Source organism: Paraburkholderia sp. GAS32 (assembly GCF_050434225.1).
Lineage (GTDB): Bacteria > Pseudomonadota > Gammaproteobacteria > Burkholderiales > Burkholderiaceae > Paraburkholderia > Paraburkholderia madseniana.
The window spans coordinates 39,179-59,189 of sequence record NZ_JBNPVS010000011.1 but is presented as its reverse complement, the minus strand read 5'-3'; the positions used below and the strand labels follow the sequence as shown (position 1 = coordinate 59,189).

16 protein-coding genes are annotated in these 20,011 nt (G+C 61.3%); 14 read left to right on the top strand and 2 right to left on the bottom strand.

The genetic code is table 11. The annotated features are described in order from the left end of the window. Positions 1-127: 127 nt before the first annotated feature. The 3 genes from carB (at position 128) to P3T25_RS15665 (ending at position 4,541) form a co-directional block, all read left to right on the top strand. Positions 128-3,382, top strand: a complete 3,255-nt coding sequence (gene carB, locus P3T25_RS15675) for a carbamoyl-phosphate synthase large subunit (RefSeq protein ID WP_171925340.1) — start codon at positions 128-130, stop codon at positions 3,380-3,382. Between the two features lie 152 nt (positions 3,383-3,534). Next, the gene (gene greA / locus P3T25_RS15670) at positions 3,535-4,011 is read left to right on the top strand and encodes a transcription elongation factor GreA (RefSeq protein ID WP_054036257.1); all 477 of its coding nucleotides are present in this window, start codon (positions 3,535-3,537) and stop codon (positions 4,009-4,011) included. Between the two features lie 20 nt (positions 4,012-4,031). After that, entirely contained in the window at positions 4,032-4,541 is a 510-nt protein-coding gene (locus P3T25_RS15665; RefSeq protein WP_154565268.1) for a DUF4149 domain-containing protein, read from the top strand. Between the two features lie 143 nt (positions 4,542-4,684). Here the strand turns inward: P3T25_RS15665 and P3T25_RS15660 are convergent, their stop codons facing one another. Beyond that, complete coding sequence (locus tag P3T25_RS15660; RefSeq protein WP_093640370.1) at positions 4,685-5,215, bottom strand: YhbY family RNA-binding protein; 531 nt, start codon at positions 5,213-5,215, stop codon at positions 4,685-4,687. Between the two features lie 182 nt (positions 5,216-5,397). On the opposite strand from P3T25_RS15660, the gene P3T25_RS15655 reads away from it, so the two are divergent. The 11 genes from P3T25_RS15655 to phoR all read left to right on the top strand — a co-directional run bounded on the left by P3T25_RS15655 (position 5,398) and on the right by phoR (position 17,658). Continuing rightward, a complete protein-coding gene (locus P3T25_RS15655) occupies positions 5,398-6,060 on the top strand; it encodes an RlmE family RNA methyltransferase (protein WP_054036258.1) in 663 nt (220 codons plus the stop codon). Between the two features lie 189 nt (positions 6,061-6,249). Then, positions 6,250-8,139 (top strand): ATP-dependent zinc metalloprotease FtsH, encoded by a 1,890-nt coding sequence (gene ftsH, locus P3T25_RS15650; protein ID WP_074282683.1) that lies wholly within the window; start codon positions 6,250-6,252, stop codon positions 8,137-8,139. A 170-nt stretch (positions 8,140-8,309) separates the two neighbouring features. Then, positions 8,310-9,122 carry a dihydropteroate synthase gene (gene folP / locus P3T25_RS15645; protein WP_372342724.1) on the top strand — a complete coding sequence of 271 codons (813 nt, stop codon included), beginning with the start codon at positions 8,310-8,312 and terminating at the stop codon, positions 9,120-9,122. A gap of 28 nt (positions 9,123-9,150) precedes the next feature. Beyond that, positions 9,151-10,509, top strand: coding sequence for a phosphoglucosamine mutase (gene glmM / locus P3T25_RS15640; protein ID WP_154565266.1), 1,359 nt, complete (start codon positions 9,151-9,153; stop codon positions 10,507-10,509). 297 nt (positions 10,510-10,806) lie between these two features. After that, on the top strand, positions 10,807-11,838 hold the full coding sequence (gene pstS, locus P3T25_RS15635) for a phosphate ABC transporter substrate-binding protein PstS (protein WP_154565265.1): 1,032 nt from the start codon (positions 10,807-10,809) through the stop codon (positions 11,836-11,838). Between the two features lie 145 nt (positions 11,839-11,983). Beyond that, the gene (pstC, locus tag P3T25_RS15630; RefSeq protein ID WP_154565264.1) at positions 11,984-12,985 is read left to right on the top strand and encodes a phosphate ABC transporter permease PstC; all 1,002 of its coding nucleotides are present in this window, start codon (positions 11,984-11,986) and stop codon (positions 12,983-12,985) included. Next, positions 12,982-13,878, top strand: coding sequence for a phosphate ABC transporter permease PstA (gene pstA / locus P3T25_RS15625; RefSeq protein ID WP_154565263.1), 897 nt, complete (start codon positions 12,982-12,984; stop codon positions 13,876-13,878). The genes pstC and pstA overlap by 4 nt, the downstream gene beginning before the upstream one ends. Positions 13,879-13,895: 17 nt before the next feature. Then, complete coding sequence (gene pstB, locus P3T25_RS15620) at positions 13,896-14,744, top strand: phosphate ABC transporter ATP-binding protein PstB (RefSeq protein WP_154565262.1); 849 nt, start codon at positions 13,896-13,898, stop codon at positions 14,742-14,744. A gap of 28 nt (positions 14,745-14,772) precedes the next feature. Further along, positions 14,773-15,477, top strand: a complete 705-nt coding sequence (gene phoU, locus P3T25_RS15615) for a phosphate signaling complex protein PhoU (protein ID WP_054036271.1) — start codon at positions 14,773-14,775, stop codon at positions 15,475-15,477. Between the two features lie 25 nt (positions 15,478-15,502). Further along, entirely contained in the window at positions 15,503-16,204 is a 702-nt protein-coding gene (gene phoB / locus P3T25_RS15610) for a phosphate regulon transcriptional regulator PhoB (RefSeq protein WP_028199153.1), read from the top strand. Positions 16,205-16,344: 140 nt separating this feature from the next. Next, positions 16,345-17,658, top strand: coding sequence for a phosphate regulon sensor histidine kinase PhoR (gene phoR / locus P3T25_RS15605; protein ID WP_154565261.1), 1,314 nt, complete (start codon positions 16,345-16,347; stop codon positions 17,656-17,658). Positions 17,659-17,768: 110 nt separating this feature from the next. Here the strand turns inward: phoR and ppk1 are convergent, their stop codons facing one another. Next, positions 17,769-19,832, bottom strand: a complete 2,064-nt coding sequence (ppk1, locus tag P3T25_RS15600; protein ID WP_154565260.1) for a polyphosphate kinase 1 — start codon at positions 19,830-19,832, stop codon at positions 17,769-17,771. Positions 19,833-20,011 lie beyond the last annotated feature (179 nt).

Below are 20,011 nucleotides of genomic sequence, written 5' to 3'. Positions count from 1 at the left end.
GCACGGCTCGCCGCGCGAACAGCGCCTCGGCGCACAAGCGCAGCGAGCCGCACACAACAGAGCGCGCGCAACGTATCAACGCAGCGCGCCGACGGAAAGAATTCAGGAATACATTAGCGAGAGCGTTATGCCCAAGCGGACAGACATTAAAAGCATCCTCATCATCGGCGCGGGTCCGATCATCATCGGCCAGGCGTGCGAGTTCGATTACTCGGGCGCGCAGGCATGCAAGGCGCTGCGTGAGGAAGGCTACAAGGTCATTCTCGTCAACAGCAATCCGGCGACGATCATGACCGACCCGAACACGGCCGACGTCACCTACATCGAGCCGATCACGTGGGAAGTGGTGGAGCGCATTATCGCCAAGGAGCGCCCGGACGCGATCCTGCCGACGATGGGCGGCCAGACCGCGCTGAACTGCGCACTGGATCTCCATGCGCACGGCGTGCTGGACAAGTACAAGGTCGAGCTGATCGGCGCCTCGCCGGAAGCGATCGACAAGGCGGAAGACCGTCAGAAGTTCAAAGACGCGATGACCAAGATCGGCCTCGGTTCGGCCAAGTCGGGCACCGCGCATTCGATGGAAGAAGCACTGCAGGTTCAGGCCGACATCGCAACGCAAACGGGTAGCGGCGGTTATCCGGTCGTGATCCGTCCGTCGTTCACGTTGGGCGGTTCGGGCGGCGGTATCGCGTACAACCGCGACGAATTCGAAGAGATCTGCAAGCGCGGTCTCGACCTGTCGCCTACGCGTGAACTGCTGATCGAAGAATCGCTGCTCGGCTGGAAAGAGTACGAGATGGAAGTGGTCCGCGACAAGAAGGACAACTGCATCATCGTTTGCTCGATCGAAAACCTGGATCCGATGGGCATCCACACCGGCGACTCGATCACCGTCGCGCCGGCGCAAACGCTCACGGACAAGGAATATCAGATCCTGCGTAACGCATCGCTCGCCGTGCTGCGCGAGATCGGTGTGGATACGGGTGGTTCGAACGTGCAGTTCTCGATCAATCCGAAAGATGGCCGGATGATCGTGATCGAAATGAACCCACGCGTGTCGCGTTCGTCGGCACTGGCCTCGAAGGCGACTGGCTTCCCGATCGCGAAGGTCGCGGCGAAGCTGGCAGTCGGCTACACGCTGGACGAGTTGAAGAACGAAATCACCGGCGGCCAAACCCCGGCATCGTTCGAACCGACGATTGACTACGTCGTCACCAAGATCCCACGTTTCGCGTTCGAGAAATTCCGCGAAGCCGATGCGCGCCTGACTACCCAGATGAAGTCGGTCGGCGAAGTGATGGCGATTGGCCGCACCTTCCAGGAGTCGTTCCAGAAGGCGCTGCGCGGTCTCGAAGTGGGCGTGGACGGCCTGGACGAAAAGACCGTCAATCGCGACGAGATCATCCGCGAGATCGGCGAAGCCGGTCCGGATCGCATCTGGTATGTCGGCGACGCGTTCCGTGTCGGCATGACGGCAGAAGAAATCTTCGAAGAGACCTCGATCGACCCGTGGTTCCTCGCGCAGATCGAACAGATCATTCTGAAGGAAAAGGCGCTGGCCGGCCGTACGCTGGCAAGCCTCTCGAAGGAAGAACTCAAGTATCTGAAGCAAAGCGGCTTCTCGGATCGCCGCTTGGCGAAGCTGCTCGGCGCGAAGCCGGCGGAAGTGCGCCAGCGCCGTATCGAGTTGAACGTGCGCCCGGTCTACAAGCGCGTCGACACCTGCGCAGCCGAGTTCGCCACGAAAACCGCCTACATGTACTCGACCTACGAGGAAGAGTGCGAAGCGAACCCGACGAACAACAAGAAGATCATGGTGCTGGGTGGTGGCCCCAACCGGATCGGCCAGGGTATCGAGTTCGACTACTGCTGCGTGCACGCCGCGCTCGCCATGCGCGAAGACGGCTACGAAACGATCATGGTCAACTGCAACCCTGAAACCGTTTCGACCGACTACGACACGTCCGATCGTCTGTACTTCGAATCGCTGACGCTCGAAGACGTGCTCGAAATCGTCGACAAAGAAAAGCCGGTCGGCGTGATCGTGCAATACGGCGGTCAAACGCCGCTGAAGCTCGCACTCGATCTCGAAGCGAACGGTGTGCCGATCATCGGCACGTCGCCGGACATGATCGACGCCGCCGAAGACCGCGAGCGTTTCCAGAAGCTGCTGCAGGACCTCGGCCTGCGTCAACCGCCGAACCGTACCGCGCGTGCTGAAGACGAAGCGCTCAAGCTCGCTGAAGAAATCGGTTATCCGCTGGTGGTGCGTCCGTCGTACGTGCTGGGTGGCCGCGCCATGGAAATCGTCCACGAGCCGCGCGATCTCGAACGCTACATGCGCGAGGCCGTGAAGGTGTCGAACGATTCGCCGGTGCTGCTCGACCGCTTCCTGAATGACGCGATCGAATGCGACGTGGATTGCATCTCCGATGGCGAGGCCGTGTTCATCGGCGGCGTGATGGAGCACATCGAACAGGCGGGCGTCCACTCGGGCGACTCGGCTTGCTCGCTGCCGCCGTACTCGCTGTCGAAGGAAACCATTGCCGAGCTGAAGCGCCAGACCGGCGCAATGGCCAAGGCGCTGAACGTGATCGGCCTGATGAACGTGCAATTCGCGATCCAGCAGGTGCCGCAGGCGGATGGTTCGAAAGAAGACGTGATCTACGTGCTCGAAGTGAACCCGCGAGCATCGCGTACGGTGCCGTACGTCTCGAAGGCGACCAGTCTGCCGCTCGCCAAGATCGCCGCGCGTGCGATGGTCGGCCAGACGCTTGCGCAACAGGGCGTGACGAAGGAAATCGATCCGCCGTACTTCAGCGTGAAGGAAGCCGTGTTCCCGTTCGTCAAGTTCCCGACAGTCGATCCGGTGCTCGGACCGGAAATGCGTTCGACCGGTGAAGTGATGGGCGTGGGTCAAACGTTCGGCGAAGCGCTGTTCAAGTCGCAGCTCGCGGCAGGTTCGCGTCTGCCGGAGTCGGGCACGGTGCTCCTGACCGTGATGGACGCCGACAAGCCGAAGGCTGTCGAAGTGGCGCACATGCTGCACGAACTCGGCTACCCGATCGTCGCGACCAAGGGCACGGCTGCCGCGATCGAAGCGGCCGGCGTGCCGGTCAAGGTCGTCAACAAGGTGAAGGACGGCCGGCCGCACATCGTCGACATGATCAAGAACGGTGAAATCGCGCTGGTCTTCACGACCGTCGACGAAACCCGTGCCGCGATCGCCGACTCGCGTTCGATCCGCATGAGCGCGCAGGCGAACAAGGTCACGTACTACACGACGATGTCCGGTGCACGGGCCGCGGTTGAAGGTTTGCGCTATTTGAAGGACCTGGAAGTCTATGATTTACAAGGTCTTCACGCTCGCCTAAACTAAGGCTTCGAATACCTGTCCAAGATGTAAGTGCCGCGGTTAAGCGGCGTTCCGCAGGTGCTTTGGGCCCGGGTTTCCCCCGGTGCTCCGGCCCCCGCGGAATGCACTTAACCGCGGTGATTTTTTTTACGGCTGTTTTTTGCATAGAGTTGTTTATGAGCACTGTTCCATTGACTAAGCGCGGCGCGGAAATGTTGCGCGATGAATTGCAGCGCCTGAAATCGGTTGAGCGTCCCTCCGTGATCAATTCGATCGCGGAAGCGCGTGCCCAGGGCGATCTGTCGGAAAACGCGGAATACGACGCGGCGAAGGAAAAGCAGGGCTTCATCGAAGGCCGTATTGCCGAAATCGAATCGAAGCTGGCCGGGGCGCAGGTGATCGACCCGGCGGCGGTCGAAGCGGACGGGCGTGTGGTGTTCGGCGCGACGCTCGAACTCGAAGACCTCGATTCGGGTGCGAAGGTCAAATACCAGATCGTCGGCGACGATGAAGCGGACATCGACCACGGTCTGATCTCGATCAGCTCGCCGATCGCGCGCGCATTGATCGGCAAGTCGGAAGGCGACGTTGCATCGGTGCAGGCACCGGGCGGCGTGCGCGAGTACGAAATCATCGCGGTTAGCTACGTTTGAAGGTGGCCCCGGTGTCCTTGATGCCGCATCGGCTGTTCCGTCTGCTGACGGTGGTGTGGGTCGGTAGTCTGTTGACTATCGGCTATGCCGTCGCGCCGGTGTTGTTCACGTCGCTCGATCGCATGACGGCAGGCGCCGTAGCGGCGCAACTGTTTCGTATCGAGGGCGTGCTGGGCGCGGTGTGCGGCATTTTGCTGCTGGGTCTCGCGAACGTACTGGTGCGCCGGGGCAGCGACGCTTATCGTCGTTTGCGCTGGTTGATCGTCGGCATGCTGGTGTGCGTGCTGGTGGGTTACTTTGCGCTGCAGCCGTTCATGAATGCAATGCGCATTGCCGCGCTGGAAGCGGGCAGTGATGTCGGGCATTCGGCTTATGCGACGCGCTTTGGCATCCTGCACGGCGTATCGAGTCTGTTTTACCTGATCGAAAGCCTGCTGGGTGTGGTGCTGGTGTGGAAGCTGCCGGCGAGCGTCGGCATTGTGACCGCGGAGCAGGGCGCTCGCGGCGCTGCGGGGAAAGTAACCAGTTGAGTGGTATGGTTCTACCTTGCTTGAGCGGGTTTGCCTGCAGCGCTACCCAAATGGGCATCAAATAGGCATCAAATAGGCATCAGCCAGGCCGCCTGAGCAGTTCACCCCAAGGTGCGGACGCCGCCCGCACCCTCATCATTCGCTTACTTCGACGACTGATGCGCGCGCTTCGCGCTGGTCTGGCGCTTCTTGGCGCGCTTGATATTGCCGCCTTGCGTGACGCGTTCATTGCCGCGCACCACGACTGCTTTTGCCTTCGGCTTGCGCATCGGGATTTCGCTGGGCTTCACCACCGTGACCACGCGCGGTGCGCGGCCCTTACCCGGTTTGGCTTCGACAGCGGCTTCGCGGGCGCTCGGCAGGGCGCCGCGCTTGGCCTTGACAGCCGGTTGTACTGCCGCTTCCGGCTTCCAGATCACCAGCAGCTTGCCGATATGCTGGATCGGCGCGGCGTTCAGCGTGTCGCAGATCTGTTCGTAGATGGCAATGCGTTCTTCGCGTTCGTCGCCGAACACGCGGATCTTGATCAGTTGATGCGCGCCAAGGTGGACCTTGATTTCCGACAGCACAGCGTCGGTCAAGCCTTCGGCGCCGACGAGCACGACCGGTTTGAGCGCATGTGCCTGGGAGCGCAACTCGGCGCGTTGGTCGGAAGAGACTTTAAGGGCTGGCATGGAAAGTGGGAGACTCGACTAAAATGGCGGCACCTGCATTTCCGAGAGATTCGGCCAATAGCGCAGGGCGGCGCGTCAGAACAACAGAATCGCGGATGACTGCCAGTTTTGGCGGTGGCCGCGCGAATTAACCGCGTATTATCCCCTAAAGCGCCACATTTCGCAGCAAGAGTTCACCTTTAATGGCAAAAAACAAGTTCAACACGGCGTGGTTGCATGATCACATCAACGACCCGTACGTCAAAATGGCGCAGCGGGAGGGCTATCGCGCCCGTGCAGCCTACAAGCTGAAGGAAATCGACGAGCAGGACAAGCTGATCCGGCCAGGCCAGGTGATCGTCGACCTCGGCTCGGTACCGGGCAGTTGGAGCCAGTACGCCCGCAACAAGCTCGCCAAGGGCTCGCAGCGCGACGCCGAGCGCGAGGGCGGCATCGACGGCACGATCATCGCGCTGGACATGCTGCCGATGGAACCGATCGCCGACGTCCATTTCATTCAGGGCGACTTCCGCGAAGACTCGGTTCTCGAACAACTCGAAGAATTAGTCGGGGAACGTCAGGTTGATCTTGTAATTTCGGATATGGCGCCCAACCTGTCGGGAGTGGCGGTCGCGGATGCCGCGCGAATCGAGCATCTGTGCGATATCGCGATGGAATTTTCGCAAAACCACCTGAAGCCGGATGGCGCCCTTTTAGTCAAATGTTTTCATGGCAGCGGTTACAGCCAGATTGTCGAAAAGTTCAAGCGCCAGTTCAAGGTGGTGGCGGCCCGCAAGCCGAAAGCCTCGCGGGACAAATCGTCAGAAACGTTTATTTTGGGTAAGCATCTGAAGCGGCCCGCATAGGTGCGCTGCAGGAAGGTTCCGCATCTGCCGATAATGTGCCTACAGCACCGGAAATTGGCGCTGAAATGGCCCGCTACGCTATTTGTGTGGTAGTGAAACCTTATGGCAGGGGTCTGCGGACTGGATTAGAATGCTTTCGTGGTGCCGCAAGGCAAATGTAGGCGCCCGTCTAAGTGAAGGAGTGGTGCTTTGAACAACAATATGTTTTCGAAAGCAGCAGTGTGGCTGGTTATCGCACTGGTGCTGTTTACGGTGTTCAAGCAGTTCGACAAGCCCCGTGTCCAGGAAGGCGTTTCCTATTCGCAGTTCATGGACGACGCGAAGAACGGCAAAGTCAAGAACGTCATTGTCCAGGGGCGGAACCTCACGGTCACTCCAGCAGACGGCCAGAAGTACCAGATCGTGTCGCCCGGCGACATCTGGATGGTCGGCGATCTGATGAAGTATGGCGTTCAGGTGAGCGGGAAGGCTGATGACGAACCGAATGCGCTGGTGTCCGCGCTGTACTACCTCGGACCAACGATCCTGATCATCGGCTTCTGGTTCTACATGATGCGACAGATGCAGGGCGGCGGGAAAGGCGGTGCGTTCTCGTTCGGTAAATCCCGTGCACGTCTGATCGACGAAAACAACAACGCAATCAATTTCACCGACGTCGCCGGTTGCGACGAAGCCAAGGAAGAAGTCTCCGAACTGGTCGACTTCCTGCGCGATCCACAGAAATTCCAGAAGCTGGGCGGACGCATTCCGCGCGGCGTGCTGCTGGTCGGCCCACCGGGAACGGGTAAGACGTTGCTGGCGCGCGCTATCGCCGGTGAGGCGAAGGTGCCGTTCTTCAGCATCTCGGGTTCGGACTTCGTGGAAATGTTTGTGGGTGTCGGTGCGGCTCGTGTGCGCGACATGTTCGAGCAGGCCAAGAAGCATGCACCGTGTATCGTGTTCATCGACGAAATCGATGCGGTCGGCCGTCATCGCGGCGCCGGCATGGGTGGCGGTAACGACGAACGCGAACAGACCTTGAACCAGATGCTGGTCGAGATGGACGGCTTCGAAGCGAACTCTGGCGTGATTGTGATCGCTGCCACGAACCGTTCGGACGTGCTCGACAAGGCGCTGCTGCGTCCGGGCCGTTTCGACCGTCAGGTGTACGTCGGTCTGCCGGACATCCGTGGTCGCGAGCACATCATGAAGGTTCACCTGCGCAAGGTGCCGATTTCGAACGACGTTGACGCAGCGGTGATCGCACGCGGCACGCCGGGCTTCTCGGGCGCCGATCTGGCGAACCTGGTCAACGAAGCAGCGCTGTTTGCTGCGCGTCGCGGCAAGCGCATCGTCGAGATGGCGGATTTCGAAGACGCGAAGGACAAGATCTTCATGGGTCCGGAGCGCAAGTCGGCCGTGATTCGCGAAGAATCGAAGCGCGCCACCGCGTATCACGAGTCGGGTCACGCGGTGATCGCCAAGCTGTTGCCGAAGGCTGATCCGGTGCACAAGGTCACGATTATTCCGCGCGGCCGAGCGCTGGGTGTGACGTGGCAGTTGCCGGAACATGACAACGAAACGTATTCGAAGGACTACCTGCTGGATCGCCTCGCGATCCTGTTCGGTGGCCGTGTCGCGGAAGAGCTGTTCCTGAACCTGATCAGCACCGGCGCGTCGGACGACTTCAACAAGGCAACGGCTACGGCCCGCGCCATGGTGGCTCGCTTCGGTATGACCGACGCACTCGGACCGATGGTCTACGTCGACGACGAAAACGACGCAACGCCGTTTGGCCGTGGCTTCACGCGGACCATTTCGGAAGCGACGCAGCAAAAGGTCGACGCGGAAATCCGCCGCGTGCTCGACGAGCAGTACAACCTCGCCAAGCGCCTGCTGGACGAGAACCGCGACAAGGTTGAAGCGATGACCGCCGCGCTGATGGAGTGGGAAACGATCGACGCCGATCAGATCAACGACATCATGGCAGGCCGTCCGCCGCGTTCGCCGAAGAGCTCGCCGCCGTCGGTTGGCGACGCCTCGTCGGGCGGCAGCCCGGGCACCGAGGTCAAGCCGGGCAGCGCGACCGCGCCGGCCTGATCGGCGATCAGTAGAAAGTGCGGGCCGGTGTGATTCACACCGGCCCGTTTTGCATTTATTCGTTTTACGTGATTGACCGCTACGTGTCGAAAGTCGAAATTCCATCTCTTCCCCTCCCCGAACCGCTGCAATGCGGCCGCTTCAAGCTGACCTTTGAACGCCCGTTGATCATGGGCATCCTGAACGTCACGCCCGACTCGTTTTCCGACGGCGGTCAGTACGCGATGCGCGGCGATGCGCTGCGCCAGGCCGAGCGCATGCTGCTCGACGGCGCGGACATCATCGACATCGGCGGCGAGTCGACCCGTCCGGGTGCGCCGCCCGTGCCGCTCGACGAAGAACTTGAGCGGGTGATCCCGCTGGTCGAACAACTGCGCGGCGCGAATGTGCCGTTGTCGGTCGATACGTACAAGCCGGAAGTGATGCGTCACGCACTGACCGCGGGCGCCGACCTGATCAACGATATCTGGGGCTTCCGGATGCCCGGTGCGGTCGACGCGGTACGCGACAGCGAATGCGGTCTGTGTGTGATGCATATGCTCGGCGAGCCGCAGACCATGCAGCTCGGTGAGCCCGTCTATGACGACGTGGTGAGCGAGGTGCGGCAGTTTCTCGAAGAACGGGTGGCAACCCTGAAGCGGGCGGGCATCGCTCGTGCGCGCATCAGCGTGGACCCGGGCTTTGGTTTCGGCAAGGCGGTGATCGAACACAATTACGCGCTGCTCGCGCACCTGCCGGACACGGCGCCGCGGGCCGAGCCGCCGTACCCCATTCTCGCCGGCATGTCGCGCAAGTCGATGGTCGGCGCGGTTGTCGGACGCCCGGCGCCGGAGCGCGTCGCGGGCAGCATCGCCGCAGCGGTGTGTGCTGCCGGGCGCGGTGCGGCAATTCTGCGCGTGCACGATGTCGCGCAAACAGTGGATGCATTGAAAGTATGGGCGGCCATGCGCGACGCGGCGAATCACAGCCGCGCGCGCGGCTGAACCCGCAAGCCAAGGAGGAACATAAAACATGGCACGTCGTTATTTCGGAACGGATGGGATTCGGGGCAAGGTCGGCGAAGGGCCGATTACGCCGGAGTTTGTATTGCGGCTCGGCTACGCTGCCGGCAAGGTGCTCGCGGGCGCGGACCGCTGGGCGAGAACGGGCGCACGGCCCACGGTGCTGATCGGTAAAGACACACGGGTGTCGGGCTATATGCTCGAAGCCGCGCTCGAAGCGGGCTTTTCCGCGGCGGGCGTCGACGTCATGCTGGCCGGGCCAATGCCGACCCCGGGTATTGCCTATCTGACGCGCGCACTGCGGCTCGCCGCGGGCGTCGTGATCAGCGCGTCGCACAACCCGTACTACGACAACGGCATCAAATTCTTCTCCGCCGACGGCAACAAGCTGCCCGACGAAGTGGAATTGCAGATCGAAGAACAACTCGATCTGCCGCTCGCATGCGCGGCCTCCGAGCAACTCGGCAAGGCGCGGCGCCTCGATGACGCTGCCGGCCGCTATATCGAGTTCTGCAAGAGCACCTTCCCGGCAGCGTTCGACTTGCGCGGCCTGAAGCTGGTGGTCGACTGCGCGCACGGTGCCGCGTACGACGTCGCGCCGCACGTGTTCCATGAACTCGGTGCCGATGTGATTCCGATCGGCGTCGCGCCGAACGGCTTCAACATCAACGACGGCGTCGGCGCGACCGCGCCGGACGCGCTGGTGCGCGCGGTGCGCGCGAACCACGCGGACCTCGGCATCGCGCTCGACGGCGACGCTGACCGGCTGCAGGTCGTGGACGCGGCAGGCCGCCTGTATAACGGCGACGAGTTGCTATACGTGCTGGTCAAGGACCGGATGGCGACCGACGGCAAAGTGGAAGGCGCGGTCGGCACCTTGATGACCAACATGGCGGTCGAAGTCGCGCTGCAGGAAGCCGGCGTGAAGTTCGTCCGGGCGGCGGTGGGCGACCGCTACGTGCTCGAACAGTTGCGCGAACACGGCTGGCAACTGGGAGCGGAAGGCTCCGGCCATATTCTCTCCCTTGACCGCCATTCGACCGGCGACGGCATCGTGTCGGCCCTGCTGGTGCTGGCCGCGATGAAGCGCAGCGACAAAACGCTCGCCGAACTGCTCCACGGTGTGACGCTGTTTCCGCAGAAGCTGATCAACGTGCGGATGCAGCCCGGCGCGGACTGGAAGGGCAGCGATGCGATCCGCCGCGCCATCAGCACGGCCGAGGCAGCGCTGAACGGCCGCGGCCGCGTGCTGATTCGGGCCTCGGGCACCGAGCCCGTTCTGCGCGTGATGGTAGAGGCGGAAAAAGTCGACGACGCGGTTCGCCATTCCGAAGCGATCGCTAACGCGGTCAAGCTGGCCACGGCCTAAACCGCGCCTGGCCTACGGCGGCGAGGGACGACCATGAGCGCGTCCCCGCTGCCGCACCCCTCTGCAATACGCGTCTCCCCACACGCAAACGTTCGCGTCCCATTTTTTTCGTCTAATCTGTAAAACGACGCCCGCAACGCCGCTAAACCGGCGATTTGTCCGCGCGTGCGCCTTTCACCTTAGTAATCCCACTGTCACATCCGTTTCACGGTTAGTCACGTTACTGTCACAAAGAGACCCTAAGCTTCGCGGTGTTCGTGTTACTCGCTCACACCGCTCACACCCCTTGGAGGTCTCATGAAATTGATGCAAACCGTGTTCGCTGGCGTCGCTGGCGCGCTTTTCGCGATCGCAGCGCAAGCCGCAGACATCACCGGCGCGGGCAGCACCTTCGCAGCACCGATCTACACGAAGTGGGCCGATGCCTACCAGAAGTCGGGTGGCGGCAAGGTCAACTATCAAGGTATCGGTTCGTCGGGTGGCGTGAAGCAGATCGTCGCGAAGACTGTTGACTTCGCTGGTTCGGACGCTCCGCTGAAGGACGAAGACCTCGCGAAGGAAGGCCTGTTCCAGTTCCCGACGGTTGTCGGCGGCGTGGTGCCGGTCGTCAATGTGCCGGGCGTGACGCCGGGTGAACTGACGCTGTCGGGCGAAGTGCTCGGCGACATCTACCTGGGCAAGATCAAGAAGTGGAACGATCCGGCGATCGTTGCGCTGAACCCGAAGGCTAAGCTGCCGGATACCGACATCGCCGTGGTTCGCCGCGCCGACGGTTCGGGCACCAGCTTCATCTGGACGAACTACCTGTCGAAGGTCAATGCTGACTGGAAGTCGAAGGTTGGTGAAGGTTCGACGGTCAACTGGCCGACGGGTACGGGCGGCAAGGGCAACGACGGCGTCGCAGCTTTCGTGCAACGTCTGCCGGGCGCAATCGGCTACGTCGAATGGGCGTACGCGAAGCAGAACAAGATGACGTATGTCGGCCTGAAGAATTCGTCGGGTACGGTGGTCGAGCCGAAGACGGAAACGTTCAAGGCAGCGGCAGCCGGCGCGGACTGGTCGAAGTCGTTCTACCAGATCCTGACGAACGAACCGGGCAAGAACGCATGGCCGATCGTCGGCGCAACGTTCGTGCTGCTGCACACGGCGCAGGACAAGCCGGCGCAAGGTACCGAAACGCTGAAGTTCTTCGACTGGGCGTTCAAGAATGGCTCGCAAGCTGCGAACGATCTGGACTACATCTCGCTGCCGGATTCGGTTGTGTCGGAAATCCGCACGCAGTGGAAGTCGAAAGTGAAGGACGCTGCGGGCAAGCCGATCGCTGAATAAGCGACGCAGCTAGCAGCGCGCATGCGGCAATACATTGGCCGTCCTCATTCGAGGACGGCCAATGGCGTTACCCCGGCATCAGCCAGCATTGTCCGCCGCGCGACAAGTGTCGTACGGCAACTGGAAACAGGTCCATCAGGCTCTCATGTCCGATATCCAATTAGCGTCTGGCGCGGCGAAGTCGACACCGCCCGGCAGCACGTCGCAGCAGAAAGCGCCCAGCCGCGCCGGCGACGTCATCTTCGGCGGCCTTGCCCGTCTCTCCGCCATCGTCACCCTGTTGCTGCTCGGCGGCATTATCGTTTCGCTGATCGTCGCGTCCCTGCCGTCGATCAAGCAGTTCGGCCTCGCGTTCCTATGGACCGCCGACTGGGATCCACCTAGCAAGCAATTCGGCGCATTGGTGCCTATTTACGGCACGATCGCGACCTCGCTCATTGCACTCATCATCGCGGTGCCCGTCAGCTTCGGCATCGCGCTTTTCCTGACCGAACTCGCGCCCGCGTGGCTGCGCCGTCCGCTCGGCGTCGCCATCGAACTGCTTGCCGCGATTCCGTCGATCGTCTACGGCATGTGGGGTCTGCTGGTGTTCGCGCCGATCTTCGCTACGTGGTTCGAAAAGCCGCTCGGCACGCTCCTCAGCGGCATTCCTATCGTCGGCGCGTTGTTTAAGGGCGCACCGATCGGCATCGGCATTCTCTGCGCGGGCGTGATTCTCGCGATCATGATCATTCCGTACATCGCTTCGGTGATGCGTGACGTGTTCGAAGTCACGCCGGTCCTGTTGAAGGAATCGGCGTACGGCATCGGCTGCACGACCTGGGAAGTGATGTGGAAGATCGTGCTGCCCTTCACCAAGAGCGGCGTGATCGGCGGCGTGATGCTCGGCCTCGGCCGCGCGCTCGGCGAGACCATGGCGGTCACGTTCGTGATCGGCAACACCAATCTGCTCGATAACGTCTCGCTGTTTTCGCCGGGCAACAGTATTACCTCGGCGCTCGCCAACGAATTCGCGGAAGCGGATCCGGGCCTGCATACGTCCGCGCTGATGGAACTCGGGTTGATCCTCTTTGTGATTACTTTCATCGTGCTGGCGATCTCGAAGGTCATGCTGCTTCGCCTCGAAAAAGGGGAGGGCGCGAAATGAGTCAGCCCACCTTGAATATGCCGGGTTCGAACGACGCCGTCGCGCTCGAAGCGATGCGCGTGCGTCTGCAAGGCCGCCGCCGCGCGAAGAATGCGGTTGCGCTGACGCTGTCGCTCGCGGCCATGGCGTTCGGCCTGCTGTGGCTGGTGTGGATTCTTTATACGACGCTGCGCCTCGGCATCGGTGGCTTGTCGGTCGAATTGTTCACGCAGTCCACGCCGCCGCCGAACACCGATGGCGGTGGTCTCGCCAACGCGATCGTCGGCAGCGTGATGCTGGTTGCGCTCGCAACTTTTGTCGGCACGCCGATCGGCATTCTGGCGGGCGTGTATCTCGCCGAATACGGGCAGAAGGGCTGGCTCGCCAGTCTCACGCGCTTCATCAACGACATCCTGTTGTCGGCACCGTCGATCGTCGTCGGTCTGTTCGTCTACGCGCTCGTCGTGGCGAAGATGGGCCACTTCAGCGGTTGGGCCGGCGTATTCGCGCTCGCGCTGCTGCAGATTCCGATCGTGATCCGCACCACCGAGAACATGCTGAAGCTGGTGCCGAATGCGCTGCGCGAAGCCGCTTTCGCACTCGGCACGCCGAAGTGGAAGATGGTGATGTCGATCACGCTGAAAGCTTCGATCGCGGGCATTATCACCGGCGTGCTGCTCGGCGTCGCGCGCATTGCCGGTGAAACGGCGCCGCTGCTCTTCACCGCGTTGTCGAACCAGTTCTTCTCGTGGAACATGGACCAGCCGGTTGCGAACCTGCCGGTCACGATCTACAAGTTCGCGATGAGCCCGTTTGCGCAGTGGCAATCGCTCGCGTGGGCCGGTGTCTTCCTGATCACGCTCGCGGTGCTGGGATTGAACATCCTCGCGCGCACGATCTTTTCGAATAAGTAAGGGCGGAGTGTAATCCGATGAATATGGCAGAAACTCAACTCAATCCGGGCACGCGTCCCACGGCGCCGGCCGGTTTCGATCCCGCCCAAAGCGGCCAGGCGCAAGCCCCGTCGCGTCCGAAGATCGAAATCAACGACCTGAACTTCTTCTACGGCAAGTATCACGCGCTGAAGAACATCAATCTGCGGATTCCCGAAGGCAAGGTCACTGCCTTCATCGGCCCGTCGGGTTGCGGCAAGTCCACCTTGCTGCGCACGCTCAACAAGATGTACGCGCTCTATCCGGAGCAACACGCCGAAGGCGAGATCCTGATGGACGGCGAAAACCTGCTGACCTCCAAGCGCGATATTTCGCTGCTGCGCGCGCGGATCGGCATGGTGTTCCAGAAGCCGACGCCGTTTCCGATGTCGATCTACGACAACATCGCGTTCGGTGTGAAGATGTTCGAAACGCTGCCGCGTTCGGAAATGGACGACCGCGTGGAATGGGCGTTGACCAAGGCCGCGCTGTGGAACGAAGTCAAGGATAAATTGGGCCAGAGCGGCTACGGTTTGTCCGGCGGCCAGCAACAGCGTCTGTGTATCGCGCGCGGTATCGCGATCCGTCCTGAAGTGCTGCTGCTCGACGAGCCGTGTTCCGCGCTCGACCCGATTTCCACGGGCCGCATCGAAGAACTGATCGCCGAATTGAAGAGCGATTACACGGTTGTAATCGTGACGCACAACATGCAACAGGCCGCACGCTGTTCGGACTACACTGCCTATATGTACCTCGGTGAACTGATCGAATTCGGCGACACTGAAAAGATCTTCATCAAGCCGGTCCGCAAGGAAACCGAGGACTACATCACTGGCCGCTTCGGCTAAGCCGCCGCGCAAAACAACGGAGTACGACATGTCCGATAAACATCTGTCCAGCCAGTTCGACGCCGACCTGAACCTCGTTTCCTCGAAGGTGCTCGAAATGGGCGGCCTGGTCGAGTCGCAGATCGTCAACGCAATGATCGCGCTCAACAACTTCGACCTCGATGTGTGCGAGCAGGTGATCGCCGCTGAAGACCGTCTGAACACGATGGAAGTCGAGATCGACGAAGAGTGCAGCAACATCATCGCGCGCCGTCAGCCGGCCGCGCGCGACTTGCGCCTCCTGATCGCGATTTCGAAGACCATCACGAATCTCGAGCGCGCCGGCGACGAAGCCGAAAAAATCGCCAAGCGCACCAAGCGTCTGATGGAAGACGGCGCTTCGCGCAGCATCAATATCGCCGAGATCAAATTGTCGGGCGAAATGGCGGTGTCGATCCTGCGCCGCGCGCTGGACGCCTTTGCGCGTCTGGACACGGTCGCTGCCGCGCAGATCATGCGCGACGACAAGGCGATCGACGAAGAATTCCGCGCTTTCGTTCGCAAGCTGATTTCGTACATGACTGAAGATCCGCGTTCGATTTCGGTGGGTCTCGATTTTCTGTTCATCGCCAAGGCGATCGAACGGATCGGCGACCACGCGAAAAACATCGCTGAATTCATCATCTACATCGTCAAGGGCACCGACGTGCGGCACAAGTCGCGCGACGCGCTCGAACGCGAAGCACTCAGTTAATCAGTTATAAGGATCAGAGGTGCCGATGCCCAGCAGCATTCTCGTCATTGAAGATGAGCCCGCCATTTCCGAACTGATTTCGGTGAATCTTCAACACGCCGGACACTGCCCGATTCGCGCGTACAACGCGGAGCAGGCGCAGAACCTGATCAGCGACGTACTGCCCGACCTCGTGCTGCTCGACTGGATGTTGCCGGGCAAGTCGGGCATCGCGTTCGCTCGCGATCTGCGCAACAACGAGCGCACCAAGCACATTCCAATCATCATGCTGACCGCACGTGGCGATGAGCAGGACAAGGTGCTCGGCCTCGAAATCGGCGCCGACGACTACGTCACCAAACCGTTTTCGCCGAAAGAACTGATGGCGCGCATCAAGGCGGTGTTGCGCCGCCGCGCGCCGCAGTTGACCGAAGACCTGGTGGCGATCAACGGTCTGAAGCTCGATCCGGCAACGCACCGCGTCGCCGCGCACGCCGAAGGCAGCGAGATCAAGCTCGATCTCGGCCCGACCGAGTTCCGTCTGCTGCACTTCTTCATGACGCACCCGGAGCGCGTGCACAGCCGCACGCAACTGCTCGATCAGGTGTGGGGCGACCACGTGTTCGTCGAAGAGCGCACGGTGGATGTGCACATCAAGCGTCTGCGCGCGGCACTCAAGCCGGCCGGGTGCGATGCTATGATTGAGACGGTACGCGGCAGCGGCTACCGGCTCGCGAAGAGCGCCTGACTTTGCGCGGTAGCGCGAGTGGCGATGCTTGAGCCACGCGCGTTATAGATGTCGCATACACCACATAGGCCACATCGGTTACGTTAGGCGCCGCGATTTCAGATCCCGGCGTGGACGGTTTTCTCTTCGATCGCTAGAACATGAACATCATCTGGGCGCGCTCCATCGTGTCGGTCGTGCTGCTGGCTGTTCTGTGCGTGGTGGTCGGCGCACTCGTGAACGTCAAGGCAGGGCTGGTCCTCGCGATCGTCATGCTGCTCGCGCAGAGCTTCTTCAGCACCTTCCACAAGCAGCGTTTGTGGCGCCTGCTCGACGCTCCGGTCTACGGCGAAGTGCCGAGCGCCCCCGGCATCTGGGGCGAAATCTACTACCGTCTGCATAAGCTCGCGAAACGCTGGCATGCGCAGGTGCGTCAGGTCGAACAGCAGCATTCGCGTTTCATCCAGGCGATCCAGGCGTCGCCGAACGGCGTGGCGATGCTCGACGATCACGATCAGATCGAGTGGTGCAATGCGATCTCCGAACTCCACTTCGGACTCGATGCGAAACGTGATCTGCGCCAGCACATCACGCATCTCGTGCGTCAGCCCGATTTCGTGCGCTATCTGAATTCGCAACGCTACGAACAGATGCTGATCATGCGCGGCATGGGCGAGAAGCGCCAGAACGTGCTGTCGGTGCAGGTGTTTCCGTATGGCGAGAATCGCAAGCTGGTGCTGTCGCAAGACATCACCGAGCTGGAGCGTACCGACGCGATGCGGCGTGACTTCGTCGCTAACGTGTCGCATGAATTGAAGACACCGTTGACCGTATTGTCGGGTTTTCTCGAGACGATGCGGGAACTGCCGTTGAGCGAAGCCGAGCGCGGGCGCTACCTCGAACTGATGGAGCAGCAGGCTTCGCGCATGCGCCATATCGTCAACGACTTGCTGGTGCTCGCGAAGCTCGAAGGCGACAACAAGCCGCCGAGCGATCAGATGATCGATATGCGCGCTGTGCTGCGGCATTTGCGCGACGACGCGCAAAGCCTGTCGAGCGACCATCACAAGATCGTGTTCGACGCCGACGAAGGGCTCACCGTCACTGGCGTGGAAACGGAAATTCTCAGCGCGTTGGGCAACCTCGTGACCAATGCGATCCGCTATACGCCGGACGGCGGTGCGATCAGGGTGAGTTGGCAGGCCAACGGCGGCTGTGCGGTTTTTTCGGTCACGGACAGCGGCTTGGGGATTCCAGCCGCGGACATTCCACGTCTGACCGAGCGTTTCTATCGCGTCGACCGCAGCCGCTCGCGCGATACAGGTGGGACAGGGCTCGGTCTCGCCATCGTCAAGCATGTGCTGCAACGGCACGATGCGCAGCTCGACGTGAAGAGCGAAGAGGGACGTGGCAGCACGTTCACCGTGCGTTTCCCGGTGTTTCGCACGGCGCGTCGGCAACCGGCGCCGGTTTGAAAACGTTGGCCTGAAAAAATGCCCGCCTGTAACAAGACAAGGCGGGCTTTTTTCATGTGCAGCGCCGCTTGCTTCGGCGGCGCGCGAACACGATCAGGACATCACGAAACTCACGAACAGAATTTCCCCAGCAGGCTCATCTGGGCATTGCGCGAGGATTTGCCCGGCCGGCGGCGCCGATAGTGGCCGTCGCTTTGCATGAGCCACGCGGACTGGTTGTCGCCGAGAAAGGCCGAGAGGCCTTCGGCAATCACACGCCGCTTCAAGCGACGGTTGTTGACCGGAAACGCCACTTCAACGCGCCGGAAGAAGTTACGGTCCATCCAGTCGGCGCTCGACAGATACACCTGTTCCTTGCCGCCGTCGTAGAAGTAGAAGATGCGGTGATGCTCGAGAAAGCGCCCGACGATCGAACGCACCGTGATGTTCTCCGACAAGCCCGGCACACCCGGTTGCAACGAACACACGCCACGTACTATCAGATCGATCTTCACGCCTGCCTGTGACGCTTCGTACAGCTCGGCAATCACGGTCGGTTCGAGCAGCGCGTTCATCTTCGCGACGATGCGCGCCTTCTTGCCGGCGCGCGCATGCTCGGCTTCCGCACGAATCGATTCAACCAGTTTCGGATGCAGCGTGAACGGCGACTGCCACAACTCGTGCAGCGACAGTTCACCACCGATGCCGGTCAGTTGCTGGAACACGTGGTGCACGTCTTCGCAGATTTTCTGATCCGCGGTCATCAGGGCGAAGTCGGTATAAAGACGCGCGGTCCGCGGGTGATAGTTGCCGGTGCCCAGGTGCACGTAACGCTTGAGTGTGGTCTTGCCGCCCGACGACACACGCCGCACGATCAGCATCATCTTTGCGTGGCACTTGTGGCCCACCACGCCGTACACGACGTGCGCACCCACCGCTTCAAGCTGCGACGCCCAGTTGATGTTGGTTTCTTCGTCGAAGCGCGCGAGCAGTTCGACCACCACCGTCACTTCCTTGCCGTTGCGCGCGGCTTGCATCAGCGCGTCCATCAGCGGCGAGTCGGTGCCGGTGCGATAGATGGTCTGCTTGATGGCCATCACGTTCGGGTCTTTAGCTGCCTGCAGCAGCAACTCGAGCACAGGCTGAAAGCTCTCATAAGGGTGATGCAGCAGCACGTCGCCCTGATCGATCACGTCGAACATGCTGGTGCTGTTGGCGATCTGCGGCGGAATCGCCGGAATATGCGGCACGAATTTCAGGTCGGGCCGGTCCACCATCTCCGGCAATTGCATCAGCCGTACCAGATTGACGGGGCCGTCGGCGAAATAGCAATCCTTGGTGGTCAGGCCGCTTTCGTCGAGCAGGCGCCGCACGACATGCGAGGGCGTCTCCGCCGATACTTCGAGCCGCACTGCATTGCCCAGATGGCGTGCCGGCAGTTCGCCCTGCAGCGCGACACGCAGATTGGTGATTTCGTCTTCGTCGACGAACAGTTCGCTATTGCGTGTGATGCGAAACTGGTTACAGGTGCGCACCACCAGATTCGGGAACAGCTCGCCGACAAAGCGCTGCAGCAACGAACTCAGCAGCACGAAACCATGCGGATAGCCCGACAGCTCCTGCGGCATGCGCACGAGCCGGGGCAAGGCACGCGGCGCCTGCACGATGCCCATCATCGCCTGGCGGCCGAACGCATCTTTACCTTCGAGTTCGACGACGAAGTTCAGGCTCTTGTTGAGCACGCGCGGAAACGGGTGAGCCGGATCGAGGCCGATCGGCGTGAGCACCGGCAGCAGTTCGTCGAAGAAGTAGTTGCGCGCCCATTCGGTCTGCGCTTCGTTCCACGCTTCAGTGCCGTGAAAATAGATGCCTTCTGCTTCGAGCGCGGTGAGCACCGTGTCGTGCAGCATGGTGTACTGGCGATGCACGAGCCTCTGCGCGCGCTCGACCACGAGGTCGTATACGTGCTGCAGCGACATGCCATCAGGTGACATTGCGCCCGGGTTGTCGCGCATCTGTTCCTGCAGTCCGGCCATGCGGACTTCGAAGAATTCGTCGAGGTTGCTACTGGTAATGCAGATGAAGCGCAGGCGTTCGAGCAAAGGGACGGCAGGGTCGGCAGCTTGTGCCAACACACGCTCGTTGAAACCCAGAATGCCCAGCTCGCGATTCAATAAGGGGTAGCGGATGGACATCGGCAGCGAGAATGGAATGTCAGGAGGGGAGACGAAAAGACGCTCGGAAATTCTCACAGTATGATGACGTTGTTATGACATTCTCGAAGTTATAAATTCTACGCCGTATTCATTGCGTGTCGTAATTATGACGCAGTGCATGTGGGACCATAGGGCACCCCCATTACTGCGAGGCGACA

Coding starts and splice junctions, on each gene's coding strand:
- carB (WP_171925340.1), top strand. CDS start 128: ATGCCCAAGCGGACAGACATTAAAAGCATCCTCATCATCGGCGCGGGT.
- greA (WP_054036257.1), top strand. CDS start 3,535: ATGAGCACTGTTCCATTGACTAAGCGCGGCGCGGAAATGTTGCGCGAT.
- P3T25_RS15665 (WP_154565268.1), top strand. CDS start 4,032: ATGCCGCATCGGCTGTTCCGTCTGCTGACGGTGGTGTGGGTCGGTAGT.
- P3T25_RS15660 (WP_093640370.1), bottom strand. CDS start 5,215: ATGCCAGCCCTTAAAGTCTCTTCCGACCAACGCGCCGAGTTGCGCTCC.
- P3T25_RS15655 (WP_054036258.1), top strand. CDS start 5,398: ATGGCAAAAAACAAGTTCAACACGGCGTGGTTGCATGATCACATCAAC.
- folP (WP_372342724.1), top strand. CDS start 8,310: ATGGGCATCCTGAACGTCACGCCCGACTCGTTTTCCGACGGCGGTCAG.
- glmM (WP_154565266.1), top strand. CDS start 9,151: ATGGCACGTCGTTATTTCGGAACGGATGGGATTCGGGGCAAGGTCGGC.
- pstS (WP_154565265.1), top strand. CDS start 10,807: ATGAAATTGATGCAAACCGTGTTCGCTGGCGTCGCTGGCGCGCTTTTC.
- pstC (WP_154565264.1), top strand. CDS start 11,984: ATGTCCGATATCCAATTAGCGTCTGGCGCGGCGAAGTCGACACCGCCC.
- pstA (WP_154565263.1), top strand. CDS start 12,982: ATGAGTCAGCCCACCTTGAATATGCCGGGTTCGAACGACGCCGTCGCG.
- pstB (WP_154565262.1), top strand. CDS start 13,896: ATGAATATGGCAGAAACTCAACTCAATCCGGGCACGCGTCCCACGGCG.
- phoU (WP_054036271.1), top strand. CDS start 14,773: ATGTCCGATAAACATCTGTCCAGCCAGTTCGACGCCGACCTGAACCTC.
- phoB (WP_028199153.1), top strand. CDS start 15,503: ATGCCCAGCAGCATTCTCGTCATTGAAGATGAGCCCGCCATTTCCGAA.
- phoR (WP_154565261.1), top strand. CDS start 16,345: ATGAACATCATCTGGGCGCGCTCCATCGTGTCGGTCGTGCTGCTGGCT.
- ppk1 (WP_154565260.1), bottom strand. CDS start 19,832: ATGTCCATCCGCTACCCCTTATTGAATCGCGAGCTGGGCATTCTGGGT.